21 protein-coding genes are annotated in these 26,542 nt (G+C 62.1%); 12 read left to right on the forward strand and 9 right to left on the reverse strand.

What is annotated here, in order from left to right; genetic code table 11:
* The first annotated feature begins 21 nt into the window (after nt 1-21).
* From tssC to tssH, 6 genes are all read left to right on the forward strand, one after another.
* Complete coding sequence (gene tssC, locus Q1A85_RS00870; RefSeq protein ID WP_299684080.1) at nt 22-1,521, forward strand: type VI secretion system contractile sheath large subunit; 1,500 nt, start codon at nt 22-24, stop codon at nt 1,519-1,521.
* Nucleotides 1,522-1,568: 47 nt separating this feature from the next.
* Entirely contained in the window at nt 1,569-2,054 is a 486-nt protein-coding gene (locus Q1A85_RS00875; RefSeq protein WP_299684082.1) for a type VI secretion system tube protein Hcp, read from the forward strand.
* 76 nt (nt 2,055-2,130) lie between these two features.
* Nucleotides 2,131-2,736 (forward strand): type VI secretion system baseplate subunit TssE, encoded by a 606-nt coding sequence (gene tssE, locus Q1A85_RS00880; protein WP_299684084.1) that lies wholly within the window; start codon nt 2,131-2,133, stop codon nt 2,734-2,736.
* Between the two features lie 4 nt (nt 2,737-2,740).
* Nucleotides 2,741-4,660, forward strand: a complete 1,920-nt coding sequence (gene tssF, locus Q1A85_RS00885; protein ID WP_299684086.1) for a type VI secretion system baseplate subunit TssF — start codon at nt 2,741-2,743, stop codon at nt 4,658-4,660.
* Nucleotides 4,657-5,658 carry a type VI secretion system baseplate subunit TssG gene (tssG, locus tag Q1A85_RS00890; protein WP_299684088.1) on the forward strand — a complete coding sequence of 334 codons (1,002 nt, stop codon included), beginning with the start codon at nt 4,657-4,659 and terminating at the stop codon, nt 5,656-5,658. The genes tssF and tssG overlap by 4 nt, the downstream gene beginning before the upstream one ends.
* A gap of 13 nt (nt 5,659-5,671) precedes the next feature.
* Nucleotides 5,672-8,368 carry a type VI secretion system ATPase TssH gene (tssH, locus tag Q1A85_RS00895; RefSeq protein ID WP_299684090.1) on the forward strand — a complete coding sequence of 899 codons (2,697 nt, stop codon included), beginning with the start codon at nt 5,672-5,674 and terminating at the stop codon, nt 8,366-8,368.
* A 27-nt stretch (nt 8,369-8,395) separates the two neighbouring features.
* On the opposite strand, the gene Q1A85_RS00900 is transcribed toward tssH, so the two are convergent.
* The 4 genes from Q1A85_RS00900 to Q1A85_RS00915 form a co-directional block, all read right to left on the reverse strand.
* Complete coding sequence (locus tag Q1A85_RS00900) at nt 8,396-9,313, reverse strand: hypothetical protein (protein ID WP_299684092.1); 918 nt, start codon at nt 9,311-9,313, stop codon at nt 8,396-8,398.
* Nucleotides 9,314-9,378: 65 nt separating this feature from the next.
* Nucleotides 9,379-11,721 carry a M23 family metallopeptidase gene (locus Q1A85_RS00905; RefSeq protein WP_299684094.1) on the reverse strand — a complete coding sequence of 781 codons (2,343 nt, stop codon included), beginning with the start codon at nt 11,719-11,721 and terminating at the stop codon, nt 9,379-9,381.
* 24 nt (nt 11,722-11,745) lie between these two features.
* Nucleotides 11,746-12,534, reverse strand: a complete 789-nt coding sequence (locus Q1A85_RS00910; protein ID WP_299684096.1) for a hypothetical protein — start codon at nt 12,532-12,534, stop codon at nt 11,746-11,748.
* A 100-nt stretch (nt 12,535-12,634) separates the two neighbouring features.
* A complete protein-coding gene (locus Q1A85_RS00915) occupies nt 12,635-13,309 on the reverse strand; it encodes a DUF1036 domain-containing protein (RefSeq protein WP_366140562.1) in 675 nt (224 codons plus the stop codon).
* Here Q1A85_RS00915 and Q1A85_RS00920 point away from each other — a divergent pair.
* The 6 genes from Q1A85_RS00920 to Q1A85_RS00945 all read left to right on the forward strand — a co-directional run bounded on the left by Q1A85_RS00920 (nt 13,201) and on the right by Q1A85_RS00945 (nt 17,409).
* Nucleotides 13,201-13,722, forward strand: a complete 522-nt coding sequence (locus Q1A85_RS00920) for a hypothetical protein (RefSeq protein ID WP_299684100.1) — start codon at nt 13,201-13,203, stop codon at nt 13,720-13,722. The genes Q1A85_RS00915 and Q1A85_RS00920 overlap by 109 nt on opposite strands.
* An 85-nt stretch (nt 13,723-13,807) precedes the next feature.
* A complete protein-coding gene (locus Q1A85_RS00925; protein WP_299684102.1) occupies nt 13,808-14,245 on the forward strand; it encodes a hypothetical protein in 438 nt (145 codons plus the stop codon).
* A 46-nt stretch (nt 14,246-14,291) separates the two neighbouring features.
* Complete coding sequence (locus Q1A85_RS00930; RefSeq protein ID WP_299684104.1) at nt 14,292-14,927, forward strand: MotA/TolQ/ExbB proton channel family protein; 636 nt, start codon at nt 14,292-14,294, stop codon at nt 14,925-14,927.
* Nucleotides 14,928-14,942: 15 nt separating this feature from the next.
* The gene (locus Q1A85_RS00935; protein ID WP_299684106.1) at nt 14,943-15,416 is read left to right on the forward strand and encodes a biopolymer transporter ExbD; all 474 of its coding nucleotides are present in this window, start codon (nt 14,943-14,945) and stop codon (nt 15,414-15,416) included.
* Nucleotides 15,416-15,826, forward strand: coding sequence for a biopolymer transporter ExbD (locus tag Q1A85_RS00940; protein ID WP_299684108.1), 411 nt, complete (start codon nt 15,416-15,418; stop codon nt 15,824-15,826). The genes Q1A85_RS00935 and Q1A85_RS00940 overlap by 1 nt, the downstream gene beginning before the upstream one ends.
* Complete coding sequence (locus Q1A85_RS00945) at nt 15,823-17,409, forward strand: hypothetical protein (protein ID WP_299684110.1); 1,587 nt, start codon at nt 15,823-15,825, stop codon at nt 17,407-17,409. The genes Q1A85_RS00940 and Q1A85_RS00945 overlap by 4 nt, the downstream gene beginning before the upstream one ends.
* A gap of 3 nt (nt 17,410-17,412) precedes the next feature.
* On the opposite strand, the gene Q1A85_RS00950 is transcribed toward Q1A85_RS00945, so the two are convergent.
* Genes Q1A85_RS00950 through icmH form a run of 5 tightly spaced genes read right to left on the reverse strand, consistent with a single transcriptional unit; the run spans nt 17,413 to nt 26,539 of the window.
* Nucleotides 17,413-19,626 carry a serine/threonine-protein kinase gene (locus Q1A85_RS00950; protein ID WP_299684112.1) on the reverse strand — a complete coding sequence of 738 codons (2,214 nt, stop codon included), beginning with the start codon at nt 19,624-19,626 and terminating at the stop codon, nt 17,413-17,415.
* Nucleotides 19,623-20,423 (reverse strand): protein phosphatase 2C domain-containing protein, encoded by an 801-nt coding sequence (locus Q1A85_RS00955; protein WP_299684114.1) that lies wholly within the window; start codon nt 20,421-20,423, stop codon nt 19,623-19,625. The genes Q1A85_RS00950 and Q1A85_RS00955 overlap by 4 nt, the downstream gene beginning before the upstream one ends.
* A complete protein-coding gene (gene tagF, locus Q1A85_RS00960; protein WP_299684115.1) occupies nt 20,416-21,108 on the reverse strand; it encodes a type VI secretion system-associated protein TagF in 693 nt (230 codons plus the stop codon). The genes Q1A85_RS00955 and tagF overlap by 8 nt, the downstream gene beginning before the upstream one ends.
* A gap of 5 nt (nt 21,109-21,113) precedes the next feature.
* The gene (gene tssM / locus Q1A85_RS00965) at nt 21,114-24,722 is read right to left on the reverse strand and encodes a type VI secretion system membrane subunit TssM (protein ID WP_299684117.1); all 3,609 of its coding nucleotides are present in this window, start codon (nt 24,720-24,722) and stop codon (nt 21,114-21,116) included.
* Nucleotides 24,719-26,539 (reverse strand): type IVB secretion system protein IcmH/DotU, encoded by a 1,821-nt coding sequence (gene icmH, locus Q1A85_RS00970; RefSeq protein ID WP_299684119.1) that lies wholly within the window; start codon nt 26,537-26,539, stop codon nt 24,719-24,721. The genes tssM and icmH overlap by 4 nt, the downstream gene beginning before the upstream one ends.
* Nucleotides 26,540-26,542: the final 3 nt, after the last annotated feature.

Here is a 26,542-nt window from a genome sequence, read left to right on the forward strand (position 1 = left end):
TGTCCCGCATCACTATGGGGAGTGAATACATTGGCTGAAGAAGCACAGGTACAAGACGGAGGCCAGGGCGCGCTGAGCGAACTGGATGATTTCTCCGCAATTCTCAAACAGACGATCAACCCGACCACCGAAAACGCCGAGCGCGCGATTGACAACGCACTGGCCACCGTCGTGCAGACCGCGATGGCCGATCAGAGCCTGATCGACGAGGACGTGATCGACACGATCAACGCGATGATCGCCGGGCTTGACCAAGAGCTGAGTTCGCAGATCAACGAAATCCTGCACAACGAGGAATTCCAGTCCGTGGAATCGTCGTGGCGCGGTCTGGCGTATACGCTGAACAACTCGGAAACCGGTGCGTCCCTTCAGTGTGAGGTGCTCAACACCTCCAAGAAGGAACTGGCGGGCATGATGAAGCGCTATCCCGGTGCCAAATGGGATCGCTCGCCGCTGTACCGTCAGATCTATGAACGCAAGATTGGCACCTTGGGTGGTGACCCGATGGGCGCAGTCATGGGTGATTTCTACTTTGACCATTCGCCTGCGGATGTGGCCCTGCTGACATCCATGTCGAAGATTTCCGAAGCGGCTCTGGCCCCCTTCCTGTCGTCCGCCGCCCCGCGCCTGCTGGGTTTGGACAGCTGGAACGAACTGTCCAACCCGCCGGACATCGAAGAGCTGTTCACCGCATCGGACTATGCTGGCTGGAACAGCCTGCGCGAAAGCGAAAACGCGCGGTTCCTTGGCCTGACCCTGCCGCGTGTGCTGGCCCGCGAGCCGTATGGCCCGGAAAGCACAATGACCGTGGACGAATTCAATTTCACCGAGGATACCGACGGCCACAAAGGCGAGAAGTATTCGTGGATGAACGCGGCCCACGCGATGGCCGTGAACATCAACCGCGCGTTCAAGGAACACGGCTGGACCGTGCGCATCCGCGGCGTGCAGTCGGGCGGTGAAGTCGCACAATTGCCGACCCACCACTTTGACACCGGAGCAGGCGAAAAAGACCTCAAGTGCCCCACCGAAGTCAGCATTGATGACCGCCGCGAAGGCGAGCTGTCCAAGGTTGGCCTGTTGGGTCTGGTCCACCGCCAGAACACGGACAAGGCCGTGTTCCTGGGTGGGCAATCGCTCTACAAACCGAAAAGTTATGTCGATCCCGAGGCGACCGCGTCCGACAACATGTCGTCGCGCCTGCCCTATATGTTCGCCGTCTCCCGCTTCAGCCACTATCTGAAAGCGATGATCCGCGACCAGATCGGGTCCAGCAAGGACAAGGATCAGATCCGCATGGATCTGCAAACCTGGATCGACCAGTATGTCACTCTCAACCCGCAAAACGCGTCTGAAAAGGAAAAGGCCGAAAAGCCCCTTGCCGATGCGAAGGTTGAGGTTGTCGAGGATGAACTGAACCCCGGCTACTACATGGGTAAGTTCTTTCTCAAACCGCACTTCCAGATGGAAGGCATGGATATCGGGATGAGCCTGGTGTCCAAAATCCCCCCGCCCAAATAATGGGTCCCCTCTCAAGTAACCCTACCGTTTGATCAAGGAGATAGATCATGGCAGTCGATATTTTCCTCCACCTGGACAAAATCAAAGGCGAGTCGGTTGACGACAAATACGCCGGTGAGATTGACGTTCTTCAGTGGTCCTGGGGCATGTCCCAGTCGGGCACAACACACCTCGGCCCAGGCGGCGGCGCCGGCAAGGTCAACGTGCGTGACATGACCCTGACCAAGTATGTGGACATGGCCACACACGAGCTGCTGAAAGCCTGTGCCAAAGGCACACACATCGCAGACGGCTTTATCGTGGTGCGCAAAGCGGGCAATGTGCCGCTGGACTACTTCCGCGTCGACATGACCGACATCATGGTTTCGTCCTACGAAACCGGTGGGTCGGGTGACGGCATGGACCGCATCATGGAAACCGTGACGCTGAACTTTGCCAAGTACAACGTGACCTACGCGTCGCAAAAAGCCGACGGCTCCAAAGGCCCCGAAGGCAAAGCTGGCTTCGATATCGCCAAGAACAAAGAAGCTTAATCCAGGCTTCACCCCATGCGGCCCGGTATCCACCGGGCCGCATTTTTTCATTTTTTGAAGGCCCCGATACGCGACAATGGCGTCCCGTTCATCCACCACCAAAGCGCCCCGGCAACGGGCGAACCGCAAGGTCCATGAACGCTCGCGTATCTCTCTGCTAGACGTCTTTCGCCAGTCTTTCCGCGAACATGATTCCGGTGCCACCAGCACCTCCGAGGTGGAGGCCGGCGGCCTGAACACCGTGTCCAACGTATCCGGTCGGTCCAATGCCCGCCGTCTGGGTGTGGACGAGGATACGCTGCGCGACCATGTGCGCGAACATCTGGCCACATTGATGAACACCATACGTCTGGATGCCGCCATTGACCTTGATGACACGCCTTTGGTGGCGCAATCGGTCGTGAACTACGGCTTTCAGGACCTCAGCAATCTGACCCGGACCGAGCTGACAGGTCACGCCATCGCCAAATCCATCAAACAGTCGCTGTCGGACCACGAACCGCGTCTGGTCAAAAGCAGTATCGACGTTAAGGTGCAGGTGCTTGAGGGCGACGACTATCAGCGCGTCGCCGTACATGTGACCGCCGACCTGATCGCCGACCCTGCGGACATCCCCGTCGAATTCAGCGCGGATGTGGACACGGGCGCCGGCAAGGTTGTGCTGAACGCGAAACGGATTTGAGCCGATGAAACAGGCATTCAAGGAAGCGTATGAGCGCGAGCTCCTGTTGCTCAAGGAGCGGGCGGCCCTGTTTGCCAAGGACTATCCGGGTCTGGCCGACCGGCTGGGCGGCCTGCTGGAAGAAAACCTTGATCCCTCGATCGCGGGCCTGCTCGAAGGATCGGCCTTTCTGGCGGCCCGCGTTCAACTGAACATCGACCAGCAGTTCCGCACCTTTTCGACGGAATTGCTGGAACAGGTCAGCCCCGAAATGACAGCCCCCGTACCGGCGGCGATGCTGGTACAGGGCCACACCCCCGAAAAACCGGTCGAAATCGCGAATGGACGCACGATCAAGGCAGGATCGTATATCGAGGCGACCTTTACCGAAGCGACCCGACGCATCGCCTGCCGGTTTCGTCTGGCCGAACCGATCACATTCTGGCCGCTGAAAATTGCCGCAGCCGAATATCACGGCACCGCCACCCCTATGAACGCGCTGGGATGCGATGGGCCGGGGCTTGAGAATGCAGGCGGGCGCACCGCCGCGGGCCTTGTCGTCACGCTGGAACGGACGGACGGTCAGCCGCTGGATGGGTTGAAAACCGATGTTCTGCCGATCCATTTCACCGGCCCGCAGCAAGAGGCAATGGCGCTATATGCCCAAGTGTTCGGCCGCCTCACCCGCGCGTCACTGCGCTGGGAGGACAAGGGCGGCACACCGGTCTTCCACAACATCCCGCTGGACGAGATCGAGCAGGTCGGCTTTGACGGTGATCTGCCGCTCTATGGGCGGGACGAACGGCTGTTTCCGGGCATCAGCACGCTGCTCGAATACTTTTCGTTTCCGCGCAAGTTCATGGGGTTCCGCATTCGCAACCTCGCCCACCATGCCAAACGGATCGAGACGAAGTCGGCCCAGTTGGTGCTGGAATTCGACGCGCCCGACAAACATCTGACCACCCATTTCGAAGACAAAAACCTCGCCCTGTTCTGCGCCCCTGCGGTCAACCTGTTCGAAGATGATGCCAAGCCGATCACGCTGGACAACCGCGCGCACCAGATGCCCGTCGCGCCCAACCGCACGCCTGCCACCCATTTCGAGGTCCAGCGTATTCTGGACGTCCGCGCACAGTACGATGCCGCACGGGACAAGGTGCAGGTGCAGCCGCTCTATGGCATCCCGCCCTCGGGCAGCGCCCCGCGCGAGACGCTTTACTACACATACACCCGCCAGCGCCGTGGCCTCAGCCAATCGGAGCGGCGCGTGGGCGGCACGCGGTTCCGCTATGAGGGGACCGAAACCTGGATCACCTTTTATGAACCGCCAGAGGCAGAGCCTGCGAACCTGCTGTTTGTAAAAACGCTGTGTTCGAACCGGCACCTTCCTGAAGTGCTGCCCATGAGCGAGGCGACATTCCACCTGCTGGATGATCGTATCATCACGATGAAGCCCAAAGTGGGCCCAACCACCCCCCGCGAAGCCGTGGCGGAACTTGAGGCCGAAGGCCCGCACCGTATGACGGCGGGGGACAATTACTGGCGGCTGGTGTCGCTCATTTCGCTCAGCTATCGCGGTTTTGTCGGGCCGGATGGCACCGGCAATGTCGAGGCGCTGCGCGAGGTGATGCGGCTGTTTTCCGACGTGTCCGACCAATTGACCGAGGCACAGGTGGGTGCCCTGACCCACGTCAGCGCGCGGCCCCGCACACGCACCATCCAGCGCGCCGACGGATTCCACCCGGCGCGCGGGATGGAGGTGACGCTGAAATTTGACGAGGACCTGATGGACCCGGCGATGATCGTGACGCTAAGCGCGGCGCTGGACCGGTTTCTGGGGGACTACGCCGCTGTCAACACGTTCACGCAATGCGTCGTCACCAACTCCAAGAACAACGTGCTCAAGGTCTGGCCCCCGCGCGGCGGATCGGGACCGCTTCTGTGAACGCAAGGACCGAAGAAGAGCGCAAGACACGGCGCGCAAAATGGGGCTTTTTACAGTCCCTGCGCTACCTCGAACGCCGCGCGGGCAGCAAACCCCGCATCGGCCAAAGCCGCCGGTTGAGCCAAGAGGTCGTGGACTTGGGTCAGGACCCCTATACCGGGTTCGCCTATGACGAATTGAGCGAGGTGGATGTCGACGCCAAAACACCGCGCATCCGCCCCCGGTTCCTTGGCTTTTTCGGGCCGTTTGGTCCCCTGCCCCATTCCATCACGCGCGAAGTGGATCGCTGGAAACGCAATGGCGACAACGCCTTTGTCCGATTTGCCGACATCTTTGTCGCGCGGTTTCAGCAGCTGTTTTACCGGTCGTGGTCCGACGCGCGGCCCATCACACAATACGACCATCCCACAGGCGGCGAATTTCCCCGTTTGCTACGATCACTGACCGGCGATGCGCCCAAATGCTTTGATGGCACGTCGCCCGTCGATGATGTGGTGCGCCTGCGCTACACCGCGCTCAGCATGGACCGGGTGCGCAGCCCGGTGCGCCTGCGCCAGATGCTGCGCGCGCATTTTGGGGTGGCGGTGCGCGTCGAGGAATTCGTGACCGGCTGGCTGGAGTTCTCGCCCGAGGACCGTTCCGTCATGGGGCGGCAGGGGATGCGTCTGGGTCAGGATTTGCGCGTGGGCCAGCGCGCGCCGTCCATCAGCGAAAAGATCGTCCTGCATCTGGAATGCAATTCGGTCGACGAATACCGCAGCTTTCTACCGGGGCGCGACCGGCAGGCAGAGCTCAAGGATCTGGTTCTGGGCTATCTGGGTGCCTTTTTCGAGATCGACGTCGCGCTGTGGCTGCCGCGCGCGCAAATCGCGCCCGCGCAATTGGGCACAACGACAGAGTTGGGCTGGACCAGTGCCATGCCCATGAGCCAAGGTGGCGACGTACAAAATGCGCTCGTAAGGGCGACACAATATAAAATTTCGATGGAAGTTTCTTGACGGGGGATTGGGAATGGTTGCTGAGATTCAGGTTGAAAAATATGCGGGCAAACTGAACCGTACTGGATACGACGCCTTTATTCAGGCGATGAGCCTGTCGCGGGGCGAAGGCCACCGCCACGTGGACGTGTTGCACTGGATGTATCACATCGTGTCGAACAAGCAGTCGGACATTTCCGTCATGCTGGGCGTGCTGAACCTTGACCGCGCAGACGTGCTGCGCGACCTCACGGACGCGTTGGGCAAGCTCGAAAAGAATGTTACCGAAATCCCTGCCATCTCCGACAGTATGGCGCAGATGCTGAAAAACGGCTGGGTCTACGCGACCCTGTTGTTCGGCGAGGTACAGGTGCGGTCCGGCCACGCACTGGTCGCCTTGCTGTCGTCGTCCGAGCAAAAGCGCGTGCTGGAACGGTTGTCGCCCACGCTTGGCAGCCTGTCCGCCGATCAGTTGGCCAAAGAGGCCGGAACCCTCTTTGCCGACAGCGAAGAAGAGGACATGCGGCCCATGGACGGCTCGGGCCTGTCCGCTGGGCCGTCGGGCGATGGCGCCGAAGGACCGGGGGCGTCGACCGCGCTTGGCCGTTTCGCCAAGGATATGACTGCGGCAGCCGCCACTATGGACCAGATCGTGGGACGCGATGACGAGATCCGCCAGATTGTCGACGTGCTGCTGCGCCGCCGCCAGAACAACCCGATCCTGACCGGTGAGGCGGGCGTGGGCAAAACCGCCGTGGTCGAAGGGTTCGCCCAGCGGCTGGCGGCGGGAGACGTGCCACCGCTGTTGCAGGGCACGAAACTCTACGAATTGGACATCCAGTCGATGCAGGCGGGTGCGTCGATGAAGGGTGAGTTTGAACAGCGCCTGAAATCCGTGATCGACGAGGTGCAGTCGTCGCCCACACCCATCATCCTGTTCATCGACGAGGCGCACACACTGATCGGTGCCGGTGGTGCCGCAGGCACCGGCGATGCCGCCAACCTGCTGAAGCCCGCGCTTGCGCGTGGCACTCTGCGCACGATTGCGGCCACGACGTTCTCGGAATACCGCAACTACTTTGAGAAAGACCCGGCCCTGACCCGCCGCTTCCAGCCTGTGGACGTGGACGAGCCGGATATTGAACGCTGCTGCTTCATGCTGCGCGGTATCCTTGACCCGATGGAGGCGCATCACGGCGTACGCATCTCGGACGAGGCGATTGTGGCGGCTGTCAGCCTGTCGGCCCGCTACATCCCTGCCCGCCAATTGCCGGACAAGGCTGTGTCGCTGCTGGATACCGCGTGCGCCCGTGTGGCTGTTTCCCAAGCGTCTACCCCGGCGCGCATCGGTGATCTGCGACAGGCCATCAAGGCGCTTGAGACGGAAATCGCGTCCAAGGAATCCGAGCGCGAACTGGGTTCCACCAACGAAGAACGTCTGGCAGAGGCCGCCGAGGAAAAAACCAAACTTGAGGCCGAACTGGCCGAATTCGAAGGCAAGTACGAGGCGGAAAAGGCGCTGGTCGACAGCATCCTGACCCTGCGCAAATCCATCGCCGAGGCCAAGGGCGAAGACGCCGACGCCGTCATGGACGCCCGCCCCGAAGAAGAAGCTGACGCAGAGGTCGAACCCGCCGACGACGCAGACGCCGCCCATGCCGAAATGGCCGCCAAGATGGCCGAACTGGAAGGCGGAAACCCGGACGACCGCATGGTCTATGCCCATGTGGACGCGCAATCCGTGGCCACCGTAATCTCGGACTGGACGGGCATCCCTGCGGGCCGGATGGTGCAGGATGAACTGGCCGCCGTGCTGACCCTTGCCGACCGCTTGCAAGAGCGTGTCATTGGTCAGGATCATGGCCTGCGCACCATCGCCAAGCGCATTGAGACGTCCCGCGCGGGCCTCGCCAACCCGGAAAAACCCATCGGTGTTTTCATGCTGTGCGGCCCGTCCGGTGTGGGTAAGACAGAAACAGCGCTGGCGCTGGCCGAAACGCTATACGGTGGCGAACAGAACATCATCACCATCAACATGTCCGAGTTCCAAGAGGCGCATTCCGTCTCCCTGCTCAAGGGCGCGCCTCCGGGCTATGTCGGCTACGGCGAGGGTGGTCGCCTGACCGAGGCGGTGCGGCGCAAGCCCTATTCGGTCGTATTGCTGGACGAGATCGAAAAGGCCCACCCCGACATCCACGAGCTGTTCTTTCAGGTGTTCGACAAGGGCATCATGGAGGACGGCAACGGGCGTCCTATCAACTTCAAGAACTGCCTGATCCTGCTCACGTCCAACGTGGGCACCGAAGTGATCATGGAAATGGCCGAAGGTGGCGAGACGGAGCCCGATGTCGAAGAGTTGTCGACCGCACTGAAACCGTTCCAGTTGGATGTCTTCCCGCCCGCGCTGTTGGGCCGGATCGTGTCGATCCCGTATTTCCCGCTGGGCAAGGCGGCACTGGCGGACATCACCAAGCTGAAACTGCGGTCGGTGGCCAAACGGCTCAAGGCATCGCACAACGCCGAGATGGTCTATGGCGACGACGTGCTCGACCATATCACCGAGCAGTGCAAAGACCCCGACAGCGGTGGCCGCATGATCGACAACATCATCACCAATTCGATCCTGCCCGAGATGTCGCGCGAGGTCCTCAACCGCATGGTTGCCGGTGATGAGTTCAACAAAGTTGTGGTGACGCATACCGCCGACGGGTTCGGCTACGCGTTCGAATAGGGGGGTGGCGCGCCACGGTGGCGCGCCTTACCAACCGTACATCGAGGTCGAATTGGCCGCTGTGCTCTGAATTTGCAGGTCGGGGAACAGCGCATCAAGGCCATTGGCCTGTTGCGTGTCATTGATGCAGCCCTGAAGCTCACGCTTGAGTGACATCAGCTGCTGTTTCAACGTCTTGATCTTGGACCGGAAATTCGCCTCATCCCGCTGGATTTTCTGCTGGATGTACATCGACTCGTCGATATGGCTGTCAAAACTCTTTTCGAGGCTGGAACTGTATTTCTGCGCAGCCATCAACCCTTTGACGCCGTTCATTACCTTGCCCAGACCCGCGCCCCAGCTCTGGTTGCTGCTTTCTCCGGCTTTGGCGATCAGGTCAGCCGTGCTCACCACCTGATCTGCCACATATTTCATCCCCAGCTCACCCTGATCGGACGGTTTTCCGTTGACCGCATTCGACATCACATCCGCCGCGCTGGTGTGCTTCTTGACCACGTATTGCGTGCCCGCCTGCATCATCGTGTCGGATTTCATGAAATTCGTGGACGCGTTTGCGATGCCCGTCATGGCCTGCGCGGTGGACGTCTGGCCGTGCAGCCATTTGCTGCCGTTGTCGGCAATATCGATGGCTGCCACTCCGGCGGAAGCGGTCTTGGCGGCCTGCTTCATGCCCATTGTGTCAAGGATGGACGCGCCGATATCCAGAAACGCAACGCAGCTGTCCTTGATCACGCTGGTCACCAGAATAGCGTTGTTGAGATAGCCCATGCGCTTGGCCAGTGCGACGGCCTCTTCGAAATCCTGTTCGACAGATGCGATAGTGCGTTCGAGGTTGGCAACCTTGTCGGAATAGCCGCTGCACGATTGGGGCCGAAACACTTGGTTGGCGTGGTTGCGACCACTTGTGCCGGGCCACACACCGGGTTTGACGATAGGTCCACTCATACGCAAATTCTCCTGAGCAATGCGGGGCTAACTCTCTGCAATCCTTGCGAAGTGTCAAGGCTTGGCTACAGGGTTTCCAGCAGCTTGCCGATCCCGTCCTTGTAGCGTTTGACCTCTGCCGGGGTGACGGCGGGCGGTGGAGGTGCCGAGGCAACGGCGGTGCCGCCCCGGCCCACGCGGTTCATCTTGCGGTCCGACCAATCGGTCATCCATTTGATATCCTTGCCCCGCAGGAACGGGTTGGCGTTCACGACGCTGGCTCCCATCACCTCAAGCACTGTCGCCTGCGGGTTTGCATTCAGCGCGACATTCGCGCCCGCAGGCCCGAGGAAGTGCGCCAGATACAGACGACCCGGCGTGATCGCGTGCCCTCGGGCACGCAGAAACGCCTCGTTCTCGCGGGCGAGGTTCGTGACCATGGCGCGGCTGAGCGCGGGGTCGAACCGCAGTTCCAGCAACTCGGCCCGGTTCAGGGTTGCCACGAGGTCGGGACGGTAGGTGCGCATCATCCGCAGCCACGTGCTTTCGATGAACTGGCCCAGACCGGTTGCGGTGGACCGCGTGTTCTTGGCCCGCGCGTTGCCGGCGCTTTCCACCCGGATGATCTGCGCCACCAGCGCCTCGACCGCGCCCGAGGCGCGCGCGACACCAAGCGCCAGCGGATCGACGGGCCGCCCGTTGAGATGCAGTTCGAAATGCAGGTGCGGGCCGGTGGACCGGCCGGTGGTGCCGACATAGCCAATGACCTGACCAGCCTGTACCGCACTGCCCAGCTTGATCCCCTCACCAAAGGCGTTGAGGTGGGCATAGCGGCTGTGCGCACCACCCGGATGATCAATATAGACGATGTTGCCATAACTGGACGAGAAATTGGCGCGGCTGATCTTGCCCCCTGCCACCGCCTTGACCGGGGTGCCGGTGGGCGCGGCCCAATCGACGCCGTTGTGGTTGACGGTCTTGTTCAGGATCGGGTGGTGTCGCGGCCCAAAGCTGGACGTCTTGGTGCCCGACACCGGGATCAAAAAGTTGCTGCCGCCCAGCCCGGAACCGCCGCCGCCGCTCCCGCCGCTTTGTGGGTCGAAACAACCAAAGGGCGCGTCACGCTGATTGGGCCGCACGACATAGCATTCAAAATTTGCCGTCGGCCCCTTGAGCGCGACATAGAGGATTTGCCCGGCAGGCGCGACACCCGCGCTTTCGTCCCGTTTGATCAGACGCATTGTGTCGCCTTCGGTCGCGATGCGGTCGAGGTCCTGCACCCGGCTTAGCATCACCATCAGCTCGCCCACCAGCTCTGACGACACGCCATTGCGCAGCGCCGTGGAATAGATCGCGTCCTTGAGCTTGACCTCCCCCTGACTGCCGCGGTTGCGCACGGCAATGTCCGCACGGCGCAACAGGTTGCGCGAAAACCACGGGTCGGCGCTGACCTCGAACCGGCCCGGACCGGGCTGCGCAAGGCTCGCCAGATAGCGGTCGGGCGCATAGATCGACATCTGCATCAGTTGCGCCCCAAGCCGGTCTGGTTCAAGCCGCAGGGCAACCAGCCCCCCCGACGCCAGCTTTGTCAGAGCGTCCAGTTCGATCCCCATATCCTTTGCCATGCGGGACACGAAACTGAGGATGCGGTCGATCTCGTCTTCGGTCAGTTTCTGATCCGTGAGGATCGCCTTAAGCTCTCGATCCGTCTCAAGCCGCACAACCTCGTCCCGGAACAGGGTACTGCGTTCGGATGTGGACAGGCTCAGCGCTTCGGTCGTGGTGTTTTCAATCACCGTCTCGACATAGCTGACTTGGGTTGCGCCGCCGTCGCCGCCGACGACCTCGCCCCAACTGCCTTCGTCGTCGTCAAAGACCACCTGCGCGCCCGCTTCGACGGCATCGGGCACCGTCGGTGTGGTGTCGACGATGGCGGTTTCGCGGCGCGCCTGAAACGCGGCGAGGTCAGCGGATGATGACGGCAGGGTCAGTTGCACACGCTGGGTGGCGTCAAAAAGCGAATCTTCGATCACTTCCAACTGGTCACCGATGCGCGCGCGTTGCGGGTGGATCTGGTGTTCCAGCGAGATGCGGCGTGCCCCCAATGCGGGTCCGTCCGGCAGCGTGATGATCATGGGCGCACCGCGAATATCCAGAAAAGCCTCCGCCGCGGCGGCGGCCAGAACGATCCCGCCTTCGGCAGCCCCCTCGGACTGGACCAGGGTCAGCTCTTCGCCATCGGCACCGATATCCCCGTCGGCGTAATCGGCACCACTGGGCCACAGCACCATGACCAGCACCACCAACCCCGCGACCGCGCAAAAGGCGGCGGCCCCGATGCCCACACGCTTGAGCATACGTGCACGCCGCCGACGCTTCCACGCGCGGCCCGATCCGGCAAAATTGGGATCAATTTCGATTTGCGACATATGCGTTGTGACCGGCGCGCCGGATCAGCGGAACACGCCGATGCCGCCGCCGCCCGTGATCTTGGGTTTGTTCGCCGGAGCCTTGGGCTTGGGCGCAGGGGCTGCGGGCTTCGGCGTTGCGACGCGGCGCGTGGTTGTTGTGCGTGTGGTGGTGGACCGGGTTGTGGTCGCACGTGGGGCCGGAGCAGCAGCGGCCACAGGCGCCTCGCACCGGACGTCAGGGTACATGATGATGGTGCGGAACAGTTCCATGCTTGGATTTTGGTCCGGCCAGTCAACGCCGTCTTCGCGCTCACCAAAATATTCGCCCACCGAGCGGGCCGACCCACGGCCCCATAGGCCATCAATGCCCGAGCGGTAACAATTCATCCGTTGCAGTTCGGACTGAAGCGCCACGTTCAGACGGTCCGCAGGCGGGTCGATATGGCCCTGTTCGACAAGCATACGGAACATCGTCGGATCATCGCTGCGCATGGCGATCCGAGTTTCCATATCGTCAAAGGCAAAGGACATCTGCGCTACGGTTTCCGGCAGCAATGAGGTGATCCCGAAATCCGCCTCGCGGCCCGGTTCGATCCGGCCAAGGATGATGGACGGTGTGGGCAGACCAGCGGCCACCGCCACTGCACCCCGACCAACGCCAGGTCCTGCAAAGCTGGGTGCGGTTTCGGCAGGTGGCTGATAGGCCGCAATCAGAACTTGGCCACCCGTCGCATCCGCACCGTCGCCCAAATCAAACGCAATCGGGTCCGACCCATAGGATTGCGCCATTGCAGCACCAGCCAGCGCGCCAAAGCCCACCAGTCCGAACATCAAATGTCGCAAAATCCCAGCCATCGCCGACCAACCGTTGAAAACACACCAATGCAGAGTTCCATGCCGATAATACGGTGCCCGCCCGTGCAGTGGCAAGTTATTCCGCAGGTGCGCGCAGAAAGAAGGTCCACCGTTCGGACCGGCGCGTGTCCACCTCGTGAAAGCGGGCGGCGATGTGACCCCGGATCAGACAATCCTCGCGGCCCCGAATGCGAAACTCGCCGGGATCAACACACAGCGTTGTGGTGCCCGGCAACATTGACGCGTTGAACACGTCGCGGGCATACACATAGATGTAGCGCGAGGTCAGTGTATCTTCGATGACGTTGGCGCATTGGTTCGGGCCTACTGTCCACCAACCCGCCGTTTCCCATGCATCAGCGTCATAGGCCCCGACGGCGACGTTCACGACATCAAGTGTTTGATTACAAAACTGGAAATTTGCTTTGACTGTCGATGGAACAGCAACTGCGCATAGGCAAAAAACCGCCGTGGCAAAAATCCGCCGTAATTCCCCCTCACAAAATATAGATGCAAGTTGTTGGTAAACCACAAGATTTGCCTTTTGCAATAGGGTCATGTTGCACATTTCATGCGTTCGCTTCGATTTCTTTGGCACGGCTGGATGCAATTGGCCATGGCCCATGCTATATGATCGGCACGATGATACGTTCGCTTTTGATATGTTCGGCCCTTGTGGCGTCTTCGGGTGCTGGCGCAGTTGCGCTTTCTGCCCTGCATGATGCCACTGGTGACCGCCACGTCCGCACATTGGCGCCTGCGCCTGTGGCGACGATTGAACCGCGATTTGTAATCCCGAGCTTTGCGCCGGCCCCGAAAGCCCCCGAGGTGATCGAGGTTGCGTTGCGTGACGCACCGACACTGCCGGCCATCGTCGACACCGACATCGTGCCAGTAGCTGCCGTGACACCCGCCCTGACCGAAGCCCTTGCACCCCCGGTGGCCAAGCCCATTGCGACACCGAAACCGCGCAAGGCAGCAGTCAAACCCAAAGCACGCGCGTCGGCCAAAACCGTGCAAACGGCACGCGCCGTGCGCAACGAAACGGTCCGCACGTTCAAGCAGCGCAGCACGCGCCCGGTGATTGTAGCCCAAGCGCCTGCATTCACGTCTGAGCAACGCGCCGCCTTGCAGCCTGATTGGGTCATCGGCGTATACCGCTGACATACTTGAAATTCTCCGGTTGACTTGACCCGGCCCTGTGCCGCTAATTGTGGCGTTGATTTAGGGCTTGGCGTCGGAGATTGAAATGTCACGCAGAAAATTGGCCGCAGCAGCGGCCGCTCTGGTATTGTGTGCTTCGCACGTGTCTGCACAGGACACGACAGGTGCAATTTCCCTCGAACTGAACCGGGCCTCCGCCTCACCCGAAGGCGGGTGCAGCGTGGTGTTTTTCGGGAAAAACGGGCTGGATCAGGCGTTGCAGGACGTGTCGTGGCGGCTTGCCCTGTTTGATGCTGACGGGGTGTTCATCAACCTCCTGTCACTGCCGCTGGGTGATCTGAGCGCAGGCAAACGGCGCATCGTGCGCTATAACCTGCCCGCCGCCTGCACGGAAATGTCCGAAATCATCGTCAACGATGTGGCGACCTGCAAGATTGATGGCGTGTCCGACGACGACGCTGCTGACCTTTGCCTGTCGTCGCTGGACGTTACATCGCGCACTGACATTGCCTTTGGCCTCTAGGCCTCACGCGCCCCAGTCCCGGGCCCCGAGAACAGTTTGAACACACATGACCCTGACGATTTTCCAACTTGCTGCGTATGTTATCTATGGCCTCTTGGGCGTGCTGTCGCTGTTTGCGCTGAGTGTCGGGCTGTTCAAGCTGGGCCAGTTTGCCAAGCTTGGCGTAGGGCGCCGAAAGGAAGCTGAAAAGATCCTCGACGATTGGCTGAATGGCCGCGTCGAAGAGGCGATCCGCACGGCGGGCCGTCGCAAATCCGTGCTCAGCCGCGTGCTACAGGCGGTGTTTTCCGGCATTCAGGCGCGGCCCGGCGATACCGGCTATGCCGAGGAACTGAGCCGCCAGACCGCCATTGTCGAACTCGCCACGCTCAGTGAACGGATGCGGTCGCTGGATATGGTCGTTCAGGCCGCCCCGATGCTGGGTCTTTTGGGCACGGTGATCGGCATGATCGACGCGTTTTCGGTTTTGGCCGTGACGGATGGTGCGGTTGACCCCACCGCGCTTGCCTCCGGTATCTATGTGGCGCTGATCACCACGGCGGCAGGCCTCGCCATTGCGCTGATCGCCTTTTTCATCGCCACATGGCTCGAAGGACGTATCGACCGCGAACGCAACATGATGGAAGCGGTGATGTCCGCCGCCATCCACGGTCGGGTCGATCCGAATTCTGGCGCAAGCTAAGGGGCGGATGGGCACATGGGCGCCTCGTATCAACCGCTGCCAGAACGGCCACGGCGCTACAGGTTCGCGCTGACGCCGCTTGCGGATGCGATGTTTCAGCTGCTGATCTTTTTCATGCTGTCCACCAGCCTGACCCCCTATTCGCTGGTCACGTTGCGCACCACCCCCGATGAAGCGGAAGAGACCGAGGCACAGGCGGACCCCGCAGCCCCCGAGGACGAAAACGCCGAAGCCCCCGCGCCCGAGGCTGTGGCGAATGACGGTGTGACCATCTGGGACATCGGCAACGGCACGGTCACAACCAAGGGCCAGGTCTTTGACATCGAACAATTGCCATCGCTGGCCGAAGCCATCGGCAGTCAGGACGACCCCGGTCAGGTGCTGATCATCATTGGCGGACAGGCCCGCGTGCAGGACGTTGCATCGGCGCTGGAGGCGCTGGACAGCGCAGAGGTGGAGGCGGTGCAAATTGCCCGCACGCGCAACTGATGCTGCGCCGCGCCCGCCTTGCCCCCGCCCGTCAGGGCAACAAGATGGACAGCGGGCTGGCCATCGTGAACATCGTGCTGCTGTTGATCTTTTTCTTTCTCACCACGGGGTCTTTGTCGAATTCGACCACTGTGACCGTCAGCCTGCCTGAAACGACTGAACTGCCGCTTGATCTGCTGCCCAAACCGCTGCTGACTGTATCGCTGGAAGGTGATCTGACGCTGGACGGCGTGCCCATCGAACGGGGTGCATTGGCCGATGCGCTGATTGATGACCCGATGTTGCACGTGCTTGCCGATCGTGAGGCAAATGCAGGCGAGTTGCTGGATCTGATCGCCGCCGAAGAGCTGATCGCTGTTCAGGTGCGGCTTGTCACCGTCCACCGCAAGGATGCGGAGGACGCGGAATGAGCTTTCTGCCCTATGCGCCGCAACGCTCCACCACATGGGCCGCGTCCATCGGGGGATCGACCGCCATCCACGGGGCGGTGGTGTTTGGTCTGCTCACCTCGTCTGTGGCGTTGTTGCCGGAACCATCGTCGCCCGCAGTGCGCGAGCCAGAATACGAAATCACGCTTGAGATCATTGACGCAGATATCATCGACCTCGATGACGCGCCCGACATCCCCGAAGATGCGGTGGCCATCGAACCCGAAGACGCGACCGCCGATGTGTTGGAAGAGGCCGATGATGCGCTGGCCCTGGAAGAGGACGCAGCCCTTTTGGAGCCGGAAGACGCCGAAACGCTGCAACCCGATGCCGAGGACGACACGTTGGCTCCGGTCGAAGAGGTGGCAGAGCCGGAACCTGAACCGCTTCAGGAAGAAGAGCTTGCGCTGTTGGAACCCGAAGTGCTGGAGCCTGAGCCAGAACTGGTCGCGCCAGAACCCGAGGTGATCGCACCCGAACCGGACGTCCTTGCAGAACCCGAAGCCCCGATTGTCCCCGAACCCCAAGTGGACCCGGACGATCTGGCCATTGACGATCTGAGCCTTGTGGGCGACGACGTGTTCAACCCACTGGCCGAAGCGGTGGCCCCGGCAGCAGATACACCGCTTGCACCCGATGTGGTCGTCCCGGACGTGGTGGAACCCGAAGCCATCATCGAAGAAGACATTGCAGCGGTCGTCCTGCCCGAACCGGATGTCATCGCGCCGGAACCTGAGATCATCCAACCAGAGCCCGAGGTCGAGCCAGAAACACCGGCAGCCCTGCCCGAGGTGATCGAGGAAGACCCCGAACCGGAAATTGTGGAAGACCCGGAACCGGCGGAGGTCACAGAGCCTGCCGATATCACCGAAGATCCCGCCGTCGCTGACCCGGCGGAGGAGGACACCGGCACCGCAACGGCTGGCGCAATCCCCAACCCGTCGCCCGCTGCACTTCAGATCGGCGCATTGCTTCAGCGCATCCGCGAAACCCCGGCGCCGCAATGCACGCTGGTATTGCCCCGTCGCGCCGGTGACGATGGTGTTGGCCTGTCCTTTATCGGAGCCGAGCCGGACACGCTGGAAACATTGGCCGCGCGCATCGTGGATGGGCTGGATACCGTCCCGGCGCAGACGCGCGAAATCCTCGACCCCCGGCAATGCGCGGCGCTGGACGCCATCCGGCAAAGCGCGGCCTACCCAGCCAGCCGCATTGGTCTGGCGCTGGACGATACAACCCTGAACAGTGGTGAGGCCTTGCGCGCCCGCGTGCTGGGCGCAGGTGGTCTGTTCCTGACGCTGATCCTTGTGGACGACAATGGCGTGATTCAGGACCTTGCGCGCTTTACCACGCTGGATGGAAATGACCCGGTGATCGAAGCGCCGGTGGCCCGGACCGGGCCCGCAAGAGACACGCGGCAAATGCTGATCGTTCTGGGATCGACAGACGCGCCGATTGACCTGTCCGGTGGCATCGGCCAATTGGCGCAGGACGCCTTTGCCGCATTGCCACGCGAAGTGTTGGAAACGTCCCTGTTCGGCCTTGCGACCTTCGACGTGCGCTAAGCGCTAGCGGTTGATCTGAACCACGCCCAGATCAACAGCACCCAGACCATCGTCAGCCAGTTCCCGCGTCATCAGTGGCAGGATGTCTGTCGCGGCGGTCCCGTCCTGCATCGCGGCGGCCCGTACCAAAGCGGCTTCGGATGCTGTTGCGATCAACAGGTAGGTGCCCGGCTGCGCCGAAGGCAGGCGGAACGAAAACTGCCGCTGGTCGCCAATCGGGTCTTCCAGTTGGCTCATCAGCGAAAACACCCGACCGTTAGGGGCCACCAGCGCCAGCCAGTTTTCCCGTCCGGCGCTGCCGTGGATCGTACCCACGACGCCTTCGGCGCGGGTCACCGTGTTCTGGTCCAGCGCCATTTCGATGGCGTCACCGCGCGTGCCCTGAAATGTGCGCGCAAACTCAAGTGCCGCGCATTGTTCGGGTGCCACGCCGCGTTCGAGCACTTCGGGCTGTGTGCCAAACTGTTCGGACCACCCCGCGGCGATGCCCTGCAATGTGGACGCGTCCTGCGCAAACCCTTCGATCAGTCCGGTGTTTGGACCCTGGCCACGCCGCGCGGCATAGGTGCATCCTTCGGGCACCGCTTCGGCAAGATAGGTTTCCCGACTGCCCGGCACCCGCGCCAGCCCTTCGGCAACCTCGTCCGACAACCCGTCTTCGGCATTTGGAACAGTGTTGAAGTAATACCACGCCCCCCCGCCTGCGACGCCTGCAATCAGGACCAGCGCCGCGACAAGGCCAAAGCCACCGCCGCTTTTCTCGACCACCGGTTCGCTTTGGGTGGTGCCTTCGCTGCCTGCGGCGGGCACCGACGTGACAAAGGTTTCGGTGCGCCCGCTGGGGGCCGCCTGAAGACCGGGCACGGTGCGGGTCGTCGCACCCATGGTCAGTTGATAGAGGCCATCGGTATTCTGCGTGGGTTCATCGCCGCTGATCGCCTTCAGCCCGTCGATCACCTGACCCATGTTTTCAAGACGCTGCTTGGGGTCAGGTTGCAGCATGTTGTACAGCAGCGCCTGAAACGCGACCGGCAAACCGTTGAGGTCTGGCACGCCCTGACGTTTCTGCACCGCCTCGACGATGCTGTCGCCCATCGGAACCGCCTTGCCGGTGAGACAGGCAATCATCAACAGGCCGAGCGAATAGATGTCCGATGCGCCTTCGGCTTCGCCGCCATAGGCCCCCAGCTGTTCGGGCGAGACGTATTTCAGTTTGCCCGCAAATTCGTTGCCAATGGTCACATCCTTGACCTTGGACGAGCGCGAGATGCCAAAGTCGATGATCACCGCTTTGTTGATGTCATTGTCGGGCAACATCACGTTGTCGGGCGACAGGTCGCGGTGAACCACACCAATCTTGTGCGCACGCTCCAGACCGTCCGCCAGACGGGTGAACAGCGCACAGACGTCTTCCTCGCCCAGAGGACCGTCATTCTTGAGCTTGTCGCTGAGCTTGTTGCCTTCAATGAAACCCATGACAAGCGCGTGCAGGTTCAGGTTTGCATCCGGCGGCACATAGGCAAAGTAGCGGACAATCGCGTCGTGGTGCAATTGGCGCAGGGTGCGCGCCTCGCGGCGGAACATCTGCGCGACGCGGATATCCTCGGCCATTTCGGGCAGGATCACCTTGATCGCGACGCTTTCGCCGGTGCCGATCTCGACGCCCCGAAAGACGCGGCCCATACCGCCCTGATCCAGCCGTTCCTCGACGCGGTACATGTTGTTGATGACCGCCCCGGGTTCGAGGTTACGCAGGGGTTCGGGCGTGTTCGTGGTCGCCGTGCCGCCTCCGGTCAGTTGCGTTGGATCAAGGTCATCGCCTTCCAGATCGGGTGGCGGTGCTTGCGGGATCGGAGCGGCGGCAACCGTAGCGGCGGCAGCGGCAGCGGCAGGATCAACAACAGGCGCAGGCGTTTCATCGGTAAAGGGCCGGTACGTTGAACCACCTGCGTCCGGCGCAGGTTCTGCCGTCTGGGTCACCGGCATTTCGCCGATGATGGTGCGGTCCGGGTCTTCGGCTTCTGGTGCGGGCGGGGTGTCGGACACATCACCGCCCGGCATGGGCGAAATGATTGTCCGATCCGCCTCTTCTTCGGCAGCCGGTTCCTCGGTCGCAACGGGTTCGGCGGCGGGCATTGGCGCGATCAATGTCCGGTCGTCGTCCTCCTCCGGGACTTCGGGCCGCTTTGGCGGTTGGGTGTTGTCCGTGTTGCTCACAGATAACCCCCGAATTCAGGGTATACGCCTGATGCTTCGAACTCCGGCAGTGGCACCTGATGGCAGGTCACGACAACAACCGACACGTTGTCCTTGCCGCCGCGTTCCAGCGCGGTTGCAACCAACTTGTCGCACAATCCTTCGAGGTCGCCGCCGAACTGGCGCATCACGCGCTCAAGTTCATCATCGTGGAAATATTCCGTCAGCCCGTCCGAACACAGCAAAAAGGTATCCTTGTCCGCCAGCACGCCCTCAATCATTTCGCATTCGGGTTGCTGGGTGACACCGATGGCGCGGGTGATGACGTTTTTGCGGGGCCACGCCTCGGCCTCGGCGGGGGTGATGGAGCCTGCATCAAGCAGGGCCTGCACCTCGGTGTGATCGCGTGTCACCTGGCTCAGTACACCGCCGCGCAGGCGGTACACGCGGCTGTCGCCGGACCAGATACTGGCATAGTGCCCTTGGCTCACCAGCAGGGCCGCCACCGTGGACCCGATGGTGCCATTCCCCAGTTCTGCGGCGTGTTGAAGAATGCGGGCATTGGCCCGCGTCAGCCGTTCCATGAACCGCGCGCGCAGGTCGACGGCACCGCCGGGCATTCCCACGGTCTGCATCTCGCCCACGATGGACTGGCTGGCAAAATCACCAGCGGCATGGCCGCCCATACCGTCAGCCACCAGCCACAGCCCGCTGTCGGGAAGCGCCAGAAGACTGTCCTCGTTGACCTTGCGGACACAGCCCACATCGCTGAGGGTTGCCGTCTCAAAGACGAAGCTGGGTTCGTTTGTCTCACTCATTGACGGAGTCTCTCGCCTCACGGGTTCGTTCTGTCAACAGCCATCGCATGGCCGTCAGGTCCGGCAGTCCATTTGCACCCAACCATCCCGCCGACCGTGTCGGCAGCGCCGCATGCCACCAATGACTGCGGCCAAGCTGGGCTTTTTGTGCGTCTGCGCCGCTTGCATCTGCGAACAGTCGCGGCAGATCGCCATCATCGCGGTGGCCCCAGATCGTGCCGTCCTGACCGTCTTCGAATAGGACGCCCTGCACGGGCGGCACCTGAAATCCGTTCAGCAGGGTCGCGACACCACGTGTCCCATCCTTGGGCACTTCGAACCCTGCGATATGCGCGGCCATAGCGCGGTATGGGCTTTCGTCATGGGCGGGATGAACCGGCGGCGGCGATACGATGCCCGTCAGCCCAAAGATCAACGGAAACCGCCGCCCCACCTTGTCCTGACTGGGCAGAAAAATCCCCGCCAGCGGCGCGCCAATCACGTCCGGACCCAGCCAGAAATTCAGCGGCGGCGCAGCGGCCCAAGATGCCTCCCAGTCGTCAGCCAACCCTTCCTTGAGGGCGGGCAGCACCCCTTCCAGCCATGTATCAAAGTGGCTCAGCAGCGCGTGGTCCAATCCATGGGCAAGGAAATCCCCGTAGGCGGGATGTTTGCCGTAGATGACCACCGTTGCTTCGTCGCTCATGGGCCTTACTCGATCGTGGTGGGACAGGAGAAATCGGACAGTTCCCGCATCAGGAACGGAATGGCGATGCTGTCGAATTCGAGCCGCAGGGTCACCGACCGACCGCCCACCTGATAGGTCACATCCGCGCGCGTGCCGGACGTCTTGTTGCGCCCGCGCGAGATGAATTCGGATAGCGCCCAGCGGCCCCCGCCAAAGCGCAGCGCGTTTTCCGTGGTCTCTGACCGGGGCAACAACGTCACCAGAATGTCCGCCGTGTCGTCCGGCCAGGTAAAGCTGGCCCCGGACGAGTTCAGAAACAACTGCACCTCACGCCCGCTCATGTTGATCGACGTGCTTTCAACGGTGGGAGAGGACGCAACCTGCGACACCGAGAATGACACCGACGGTGCCGCGCTGTCCGGCGGAAAGAAGGCCTGCCGGATACGTTCGGCGCGGGCAAACTGGCTCAGCGTGGCGCTGCTCAGCCGTGCGCCCAGCGGGCTGCCTTCGCGGGCAACGATCCGGCCATCGGCTTCGCGCTGGGTATGTTCACGCAGATACGTCTCGTAGAATGTCTGCATCCGGCCGCCGTAGCCAAAGAACTCACCAAAGACAGAGGTCGAGATGTGCCGCGCACCGCGTCCCGCAAACGGAAACGCGGACGAGACATTTTGCGTGCAATAGGCGGCCACTTCTTCGGCCAGTGCCCGCTGCAACTCGCCCATGGAGGCATTGGCCGACACCGTCAGGAATTCGGATTCGATGGAGTTGACGAAGCCCACAACCGGTTCGGGATAGAACGGCACCCCTTGGCTCAGGGTGTTCAGGGCGTCCTGCATCCCGCGCTGATCCAGCAACGTATTGCCACCGCGACCAGCCAGTTGGCGGTTGGTCAGCAGTTCCTGCATCCCCGCCAGCAACACATCGACCGGGCGCGCGTTCTGCTCACCGCGGACAAAGGCGTGCCATTTTTCGAACCGCTGTTCGATGGTTTCCAATTGCCGCCGCTGCGACGGTGCCGATGCATTTGTTACCGCGCGTTCCTGGAACTTGGCCTTGTCGCGCAGCAGGTTGAGGAAGATGCGCTGGATCGCGCCCGACCGCCGCTGCACCTCGGTAAAGCCGACATCCGCCATTTGCGAGCCGACGTCGCCACCGCTGGCGATAATCGCTGCGGGGTTGTCGATCCCTTCGACCGCGTCGAGGAACCGCGTCAGCCGCGTTTCCTTGTCCACCGCTTCGGCCAGCTTGAGGATGGGCGAGGCAAAGGGCGCAGATGCCACGGCGAGGCCGGGATATTGCGGCGCGCCCGCAGACATCGGCACCAGTTCGATCCGGCCCAGCATGTCGTTCCACTTTTCCGCAAAATCGGATCGGTAAAAGGCGTGCAGATCGCGGTTCAGCCCCAAAAGCTGGCCTTGATAATCCACACCCTCGCCGGGGGCACCCAGCACCCAACGTTCTTCTTCCAGCCGTTCGGCAGCATTGGCGACCGCATCCTGAAAGAACGACCAGTACCCGGTGAAGGTGAACAGTCCCGGCACTTCGAGGCTTTCGAGCGGTTTGCCATCAGTGGTCCGAAACACAACATCTGCCTGCACGTCGGCCAGTTCGTCCGTCAGGCGGAATGGGGTCAGCGTTGCGCCTTGGCTCAGGATCGAACTGTAGGCCTGCTGGGCAAGGCTTAGCGTCGCGATTTCCTTTTGCGTCCGTTCGACCAGATCCTTGTCCGGTTTGAGCGACGGTTCGATCCGGTCATCCAGTTCCAGCATTGCCGCCAGATGTTCGTTGATCTCGCGATATTCGCCATCCAGACCGGGCTCGGAATATTCCGGCCCCCATGCTTCGGCGAAATAGGCTTGAATGGCCACGTCGTCTGATTTGCCGTCCTGCTCTTTGGCCAGCAGGATATAGACCTTGAGCGCACGGTAGGCTTCTTCGGTGTTGTTCTCGGCCAGCAGTCGCGGCAGCCGGTTTTCAAGATACAGCATCATGCGCGGACGCAAGAGCCGTTCGAGCGAGTCCGAATAGGATTGCAGCGCCGCCGACCGGATAGAGGCACGGCGCGACAGGCCGACCTTTTCCGCGAATTGCTGTTCGCGCGGATCAGCGTAGCCTGCGGGAATGTCCCGCGCCAGCGCCAGCGCTTGCAGGATGGGCCGCGTGCTGGGATCGTCGATGATGCTTTGGGTCAGAAGGCCCTGCGCCTCGACCTGATAGCTGTCGGTGGCCGCCGCCGCCTCGCGGATCAGCGACGCGTTCTGCCAAAAACTGTAGCCAAAGAGGCCAAAGGCCCCGATCACCGCCGCCGCGATCAGACCGGTCACACCGGTGCGAAAGATCGCCTTGCGCCGCATCGCCTTGAAGTCGTAGCCAACCCAGTCCCGTTCCGCAAAAATGACCTGTTTCAGCAAGTCATGCAGGAAATAGCTACGCCCCTTGCCGGACATGAAACTGGGCTGGAACCCACCTTGGTTCTCGGACATCGCGCCCAGAACCTGATCGATGGGCGTGCCTTCCTGTGTGCCGGAGGTGAAATAGAACCCGCGCAGGATCGCGTGCAGGTCGGTCGATTTCTGGAACACCCGGCGGAGGAAATCCGACACGTTGCGCTGCAACAGCACCAATTGCCCCGGAAAGCCAAACATGGCGATGCGCGCCACGGTGTCGGGTTCGTCATTCATCCGGTCCGTGACCTCGTCACTGAGGCGGCTGATCAGTTGATCGAACTCGGATGATACGTGCCGATAGGTCTCTTCCTTGCGGTCCTTGGTCTGGAACGTGATGCCCCAGACCGAGCGGCGGCGATCCTCGCCATAGTGACCAAAGAATTCGCGGAAACCCGAAATCAGATCGGCCTTGGTGAACAGCACATAGACCGGCACGTCGATGCGCAGCGTCTCATGCAATTCTTCGAGCCGTTTGCGAACGGCCAGCGCGTGGGTGTCCAGCGTGTCATCGGTCGCGGTCATCATGTCTTCGCAAGAGAATGCGAGGATCACACCGTTGATCGGCTGGTTTGGCCGCGCCTTCTTCAGCTGGTCCAGAAAGGCCTGCCAGCTCATCTTATCGGCGCGTGCGTCACTGTCCTGCGTGGTGTAGCGGCCCGCCGTGTCGATCAGCACCGCCTCTTCGGAAAACCAGAAATCACAGTTCTTGGTGCCGCCGAAACCGGCCACGGCACTTGCGTCAGTGCCCGGAAACTCAAGACCCGAATGGACGAGCGCCGTGGTCTTGCCCGCACCCGGAGGTCCGATGATCACGTACCACGGCATGTCATAGAGATAGGTGGATTTGCCGCCCTTGCGCAGCTTGCCAAGCGCCTCTTGCATCCGGTCGTGCAGGATCGCGCCGTCGCCGACGGGTTGTTCCATCAACGACTCTTCGAGCTCCTGCGCGGCCTTGCGGCGCTTGCGATAGCGCAGACCGCTGACAATCGCGATGGGCGACAGGATCAGGGCGATCAACAGCACCCGGAACCACACGGACGCCAGCCACTCGATCCCAAAGATCGGCAGACCAAACCAGACGGCGGCGCAGATGCACAGAATACCCAGCGCAATCACCACCCAGCGGAACCATTTGAACCGCCAGTAGGTCACCGGGTTCAGCCATTTGAGAACACCCCTCACAGGCGCTGCTCCTTCTGCAACAGGATTTCAACGCGCCGGTTCTTGGCCCGCGCTTCGCGCGTGTTGGCCGTGTCCAGCGGTTTGGCGGGGCCGACGCCCTCGACCGTCATGCGGCCCGGGTTAGACAGGTGCGGCTCTAGCAGTGCGCGCACGGTTTCGGCGCGCGCCTCAGACAGCGCCTCGTTCGTCTTGTAGCGGCCACGCCCGCTGGGCGGGATATTGTCCGAATGGCCTTCCACGATGATATCGCCCGGCTCGCCTTCCAGCACTTCGGCAATGCGCTTGCCCAGACCGGACACGTCCGTCGTCAACTCGGCAGAGCCAGAGCCAAAGCGCAGCGCATCCCGCAGCCGGACCGAGATATAGTCACCCGCTTCTTCAACCTCGACATCGCCTGCCTCGATCTCGGCGGCAAGTCGACCCTGTATGCGCTCAAGCTGACCAGTGGGCGGCGCTTCGTATTCGATCACATTCTCGCTGCGTTCGATCACCACCTCGCCAAGGTTGGTGTGGAGCCCGATAATGTCGTCCTGCGCGGCCTGCGCATCCCCGGACAAGAGCCATGACAACGTAATGAACAGGGCCACGACCATGGCCGACGCAACACCACCCACAACCCAAAGCGGCATACCGCCGGACTGGCGGCGACCACCCAGAAGGACGGGAATCCACTTGTGGCTCAACTCTTCGGGTGGGCGTGCATTTGCGGAACGGAAGCGCTGGTAAACCTCGGTGCGCAACCGGCTGAGCATCACTTGTCCATTCGGCTCTGTCCGATACTTGCCCTCAAACCCCAGCGCGAGACAGGTCAGCATCAACTCCAGCACATGTGCGCGCTGACCGGGCAGGCCGATGACCTGCTCAAGCCGCGCGAAAAAGCCGATACCGGCAGAGCGGTCGGCCAGCAATTCAGCCGCCATGGAGAACTGCTGCCAATATTGCGGGTCGTTGCCGGGGATCGTCTGTACGATGTCGTCGGATGTCGCGGCCAGCGCATAGCGGGCCACGTCGATATCCTCGGGCGGCACGCCCGCCTCCTGACATTTCTGCACAAAGCTGGCGATTTCGCGCATCACGTGATCGCGCAGCGGAATGGCCTGCATCTCGACCATGCCGGTGCGCAAACGGCCCAGAAGAACCAGCAAGTCAGAGGCTGCGGCAATGATCGGGTTCGACGACGACCCCACATCCAGCCCCGATCCGCGCAACGCGTCGGTAAAGGCAATCTTGGGCCCGGTGCGTTGTGGCTGTGGTTGCGGCTGCGCGCCGGCAACGGGGAACTGCCCGTCCGCAGGCGGCGATGCAGGTGTCCAACCTGGGTGTGGCTGCCCGGCATAGGGGTCCGGGTAGTGCGGTGGATACTGCCCGGCGGGCTGTTGCGCCGGATAGGGCTGCTGTGCCGGGGGGTAGGGTTGTTGCGGTGCCGCGGGTGGCGGCGGCGGGTAATACGGTTGCTGCGGCGGAGCCGCCTGCGGAGGTGGCAGCGGCGCGCCGGGAGTGGGCGTCAGCGCGCCGCCCAGCCACGTATCCTCGCCGCCGCGCGGCGGCGCGGCAGGCGGATGCGCCGGCGGCTGGCCATATTGCGGTGGCTGCTGCGGTGCAGGTTGTTGGGGCGGATACGGGGCCGCAGGCTGCTGCGGCGGCAGCCGCTGGCCAAACACGGTGTTTTCCCCTTGGGCGGGTGGTGCCGCCTGCGGCGTGGGTGGGGGTTGCTGCCCCTGCGCCGGGGGCGGCAGCGCAGGCTGCGCCGCCGGTTTGGCCGGTTGTGGTGGCAGCTTTTGCCCAAAGACTGTGCGGTCTTCGTCGTCAGACGCCATCTC

The sequence above is a fragment of the uncultured Tateyamaria sp. genome (assembly GCF_947503385.1).
GTDB lineage: Bacteria > Pseudomonadota > Alphaproteobacteria > Rhodobacterales > Rhodobacteraceae > Tateyamaria.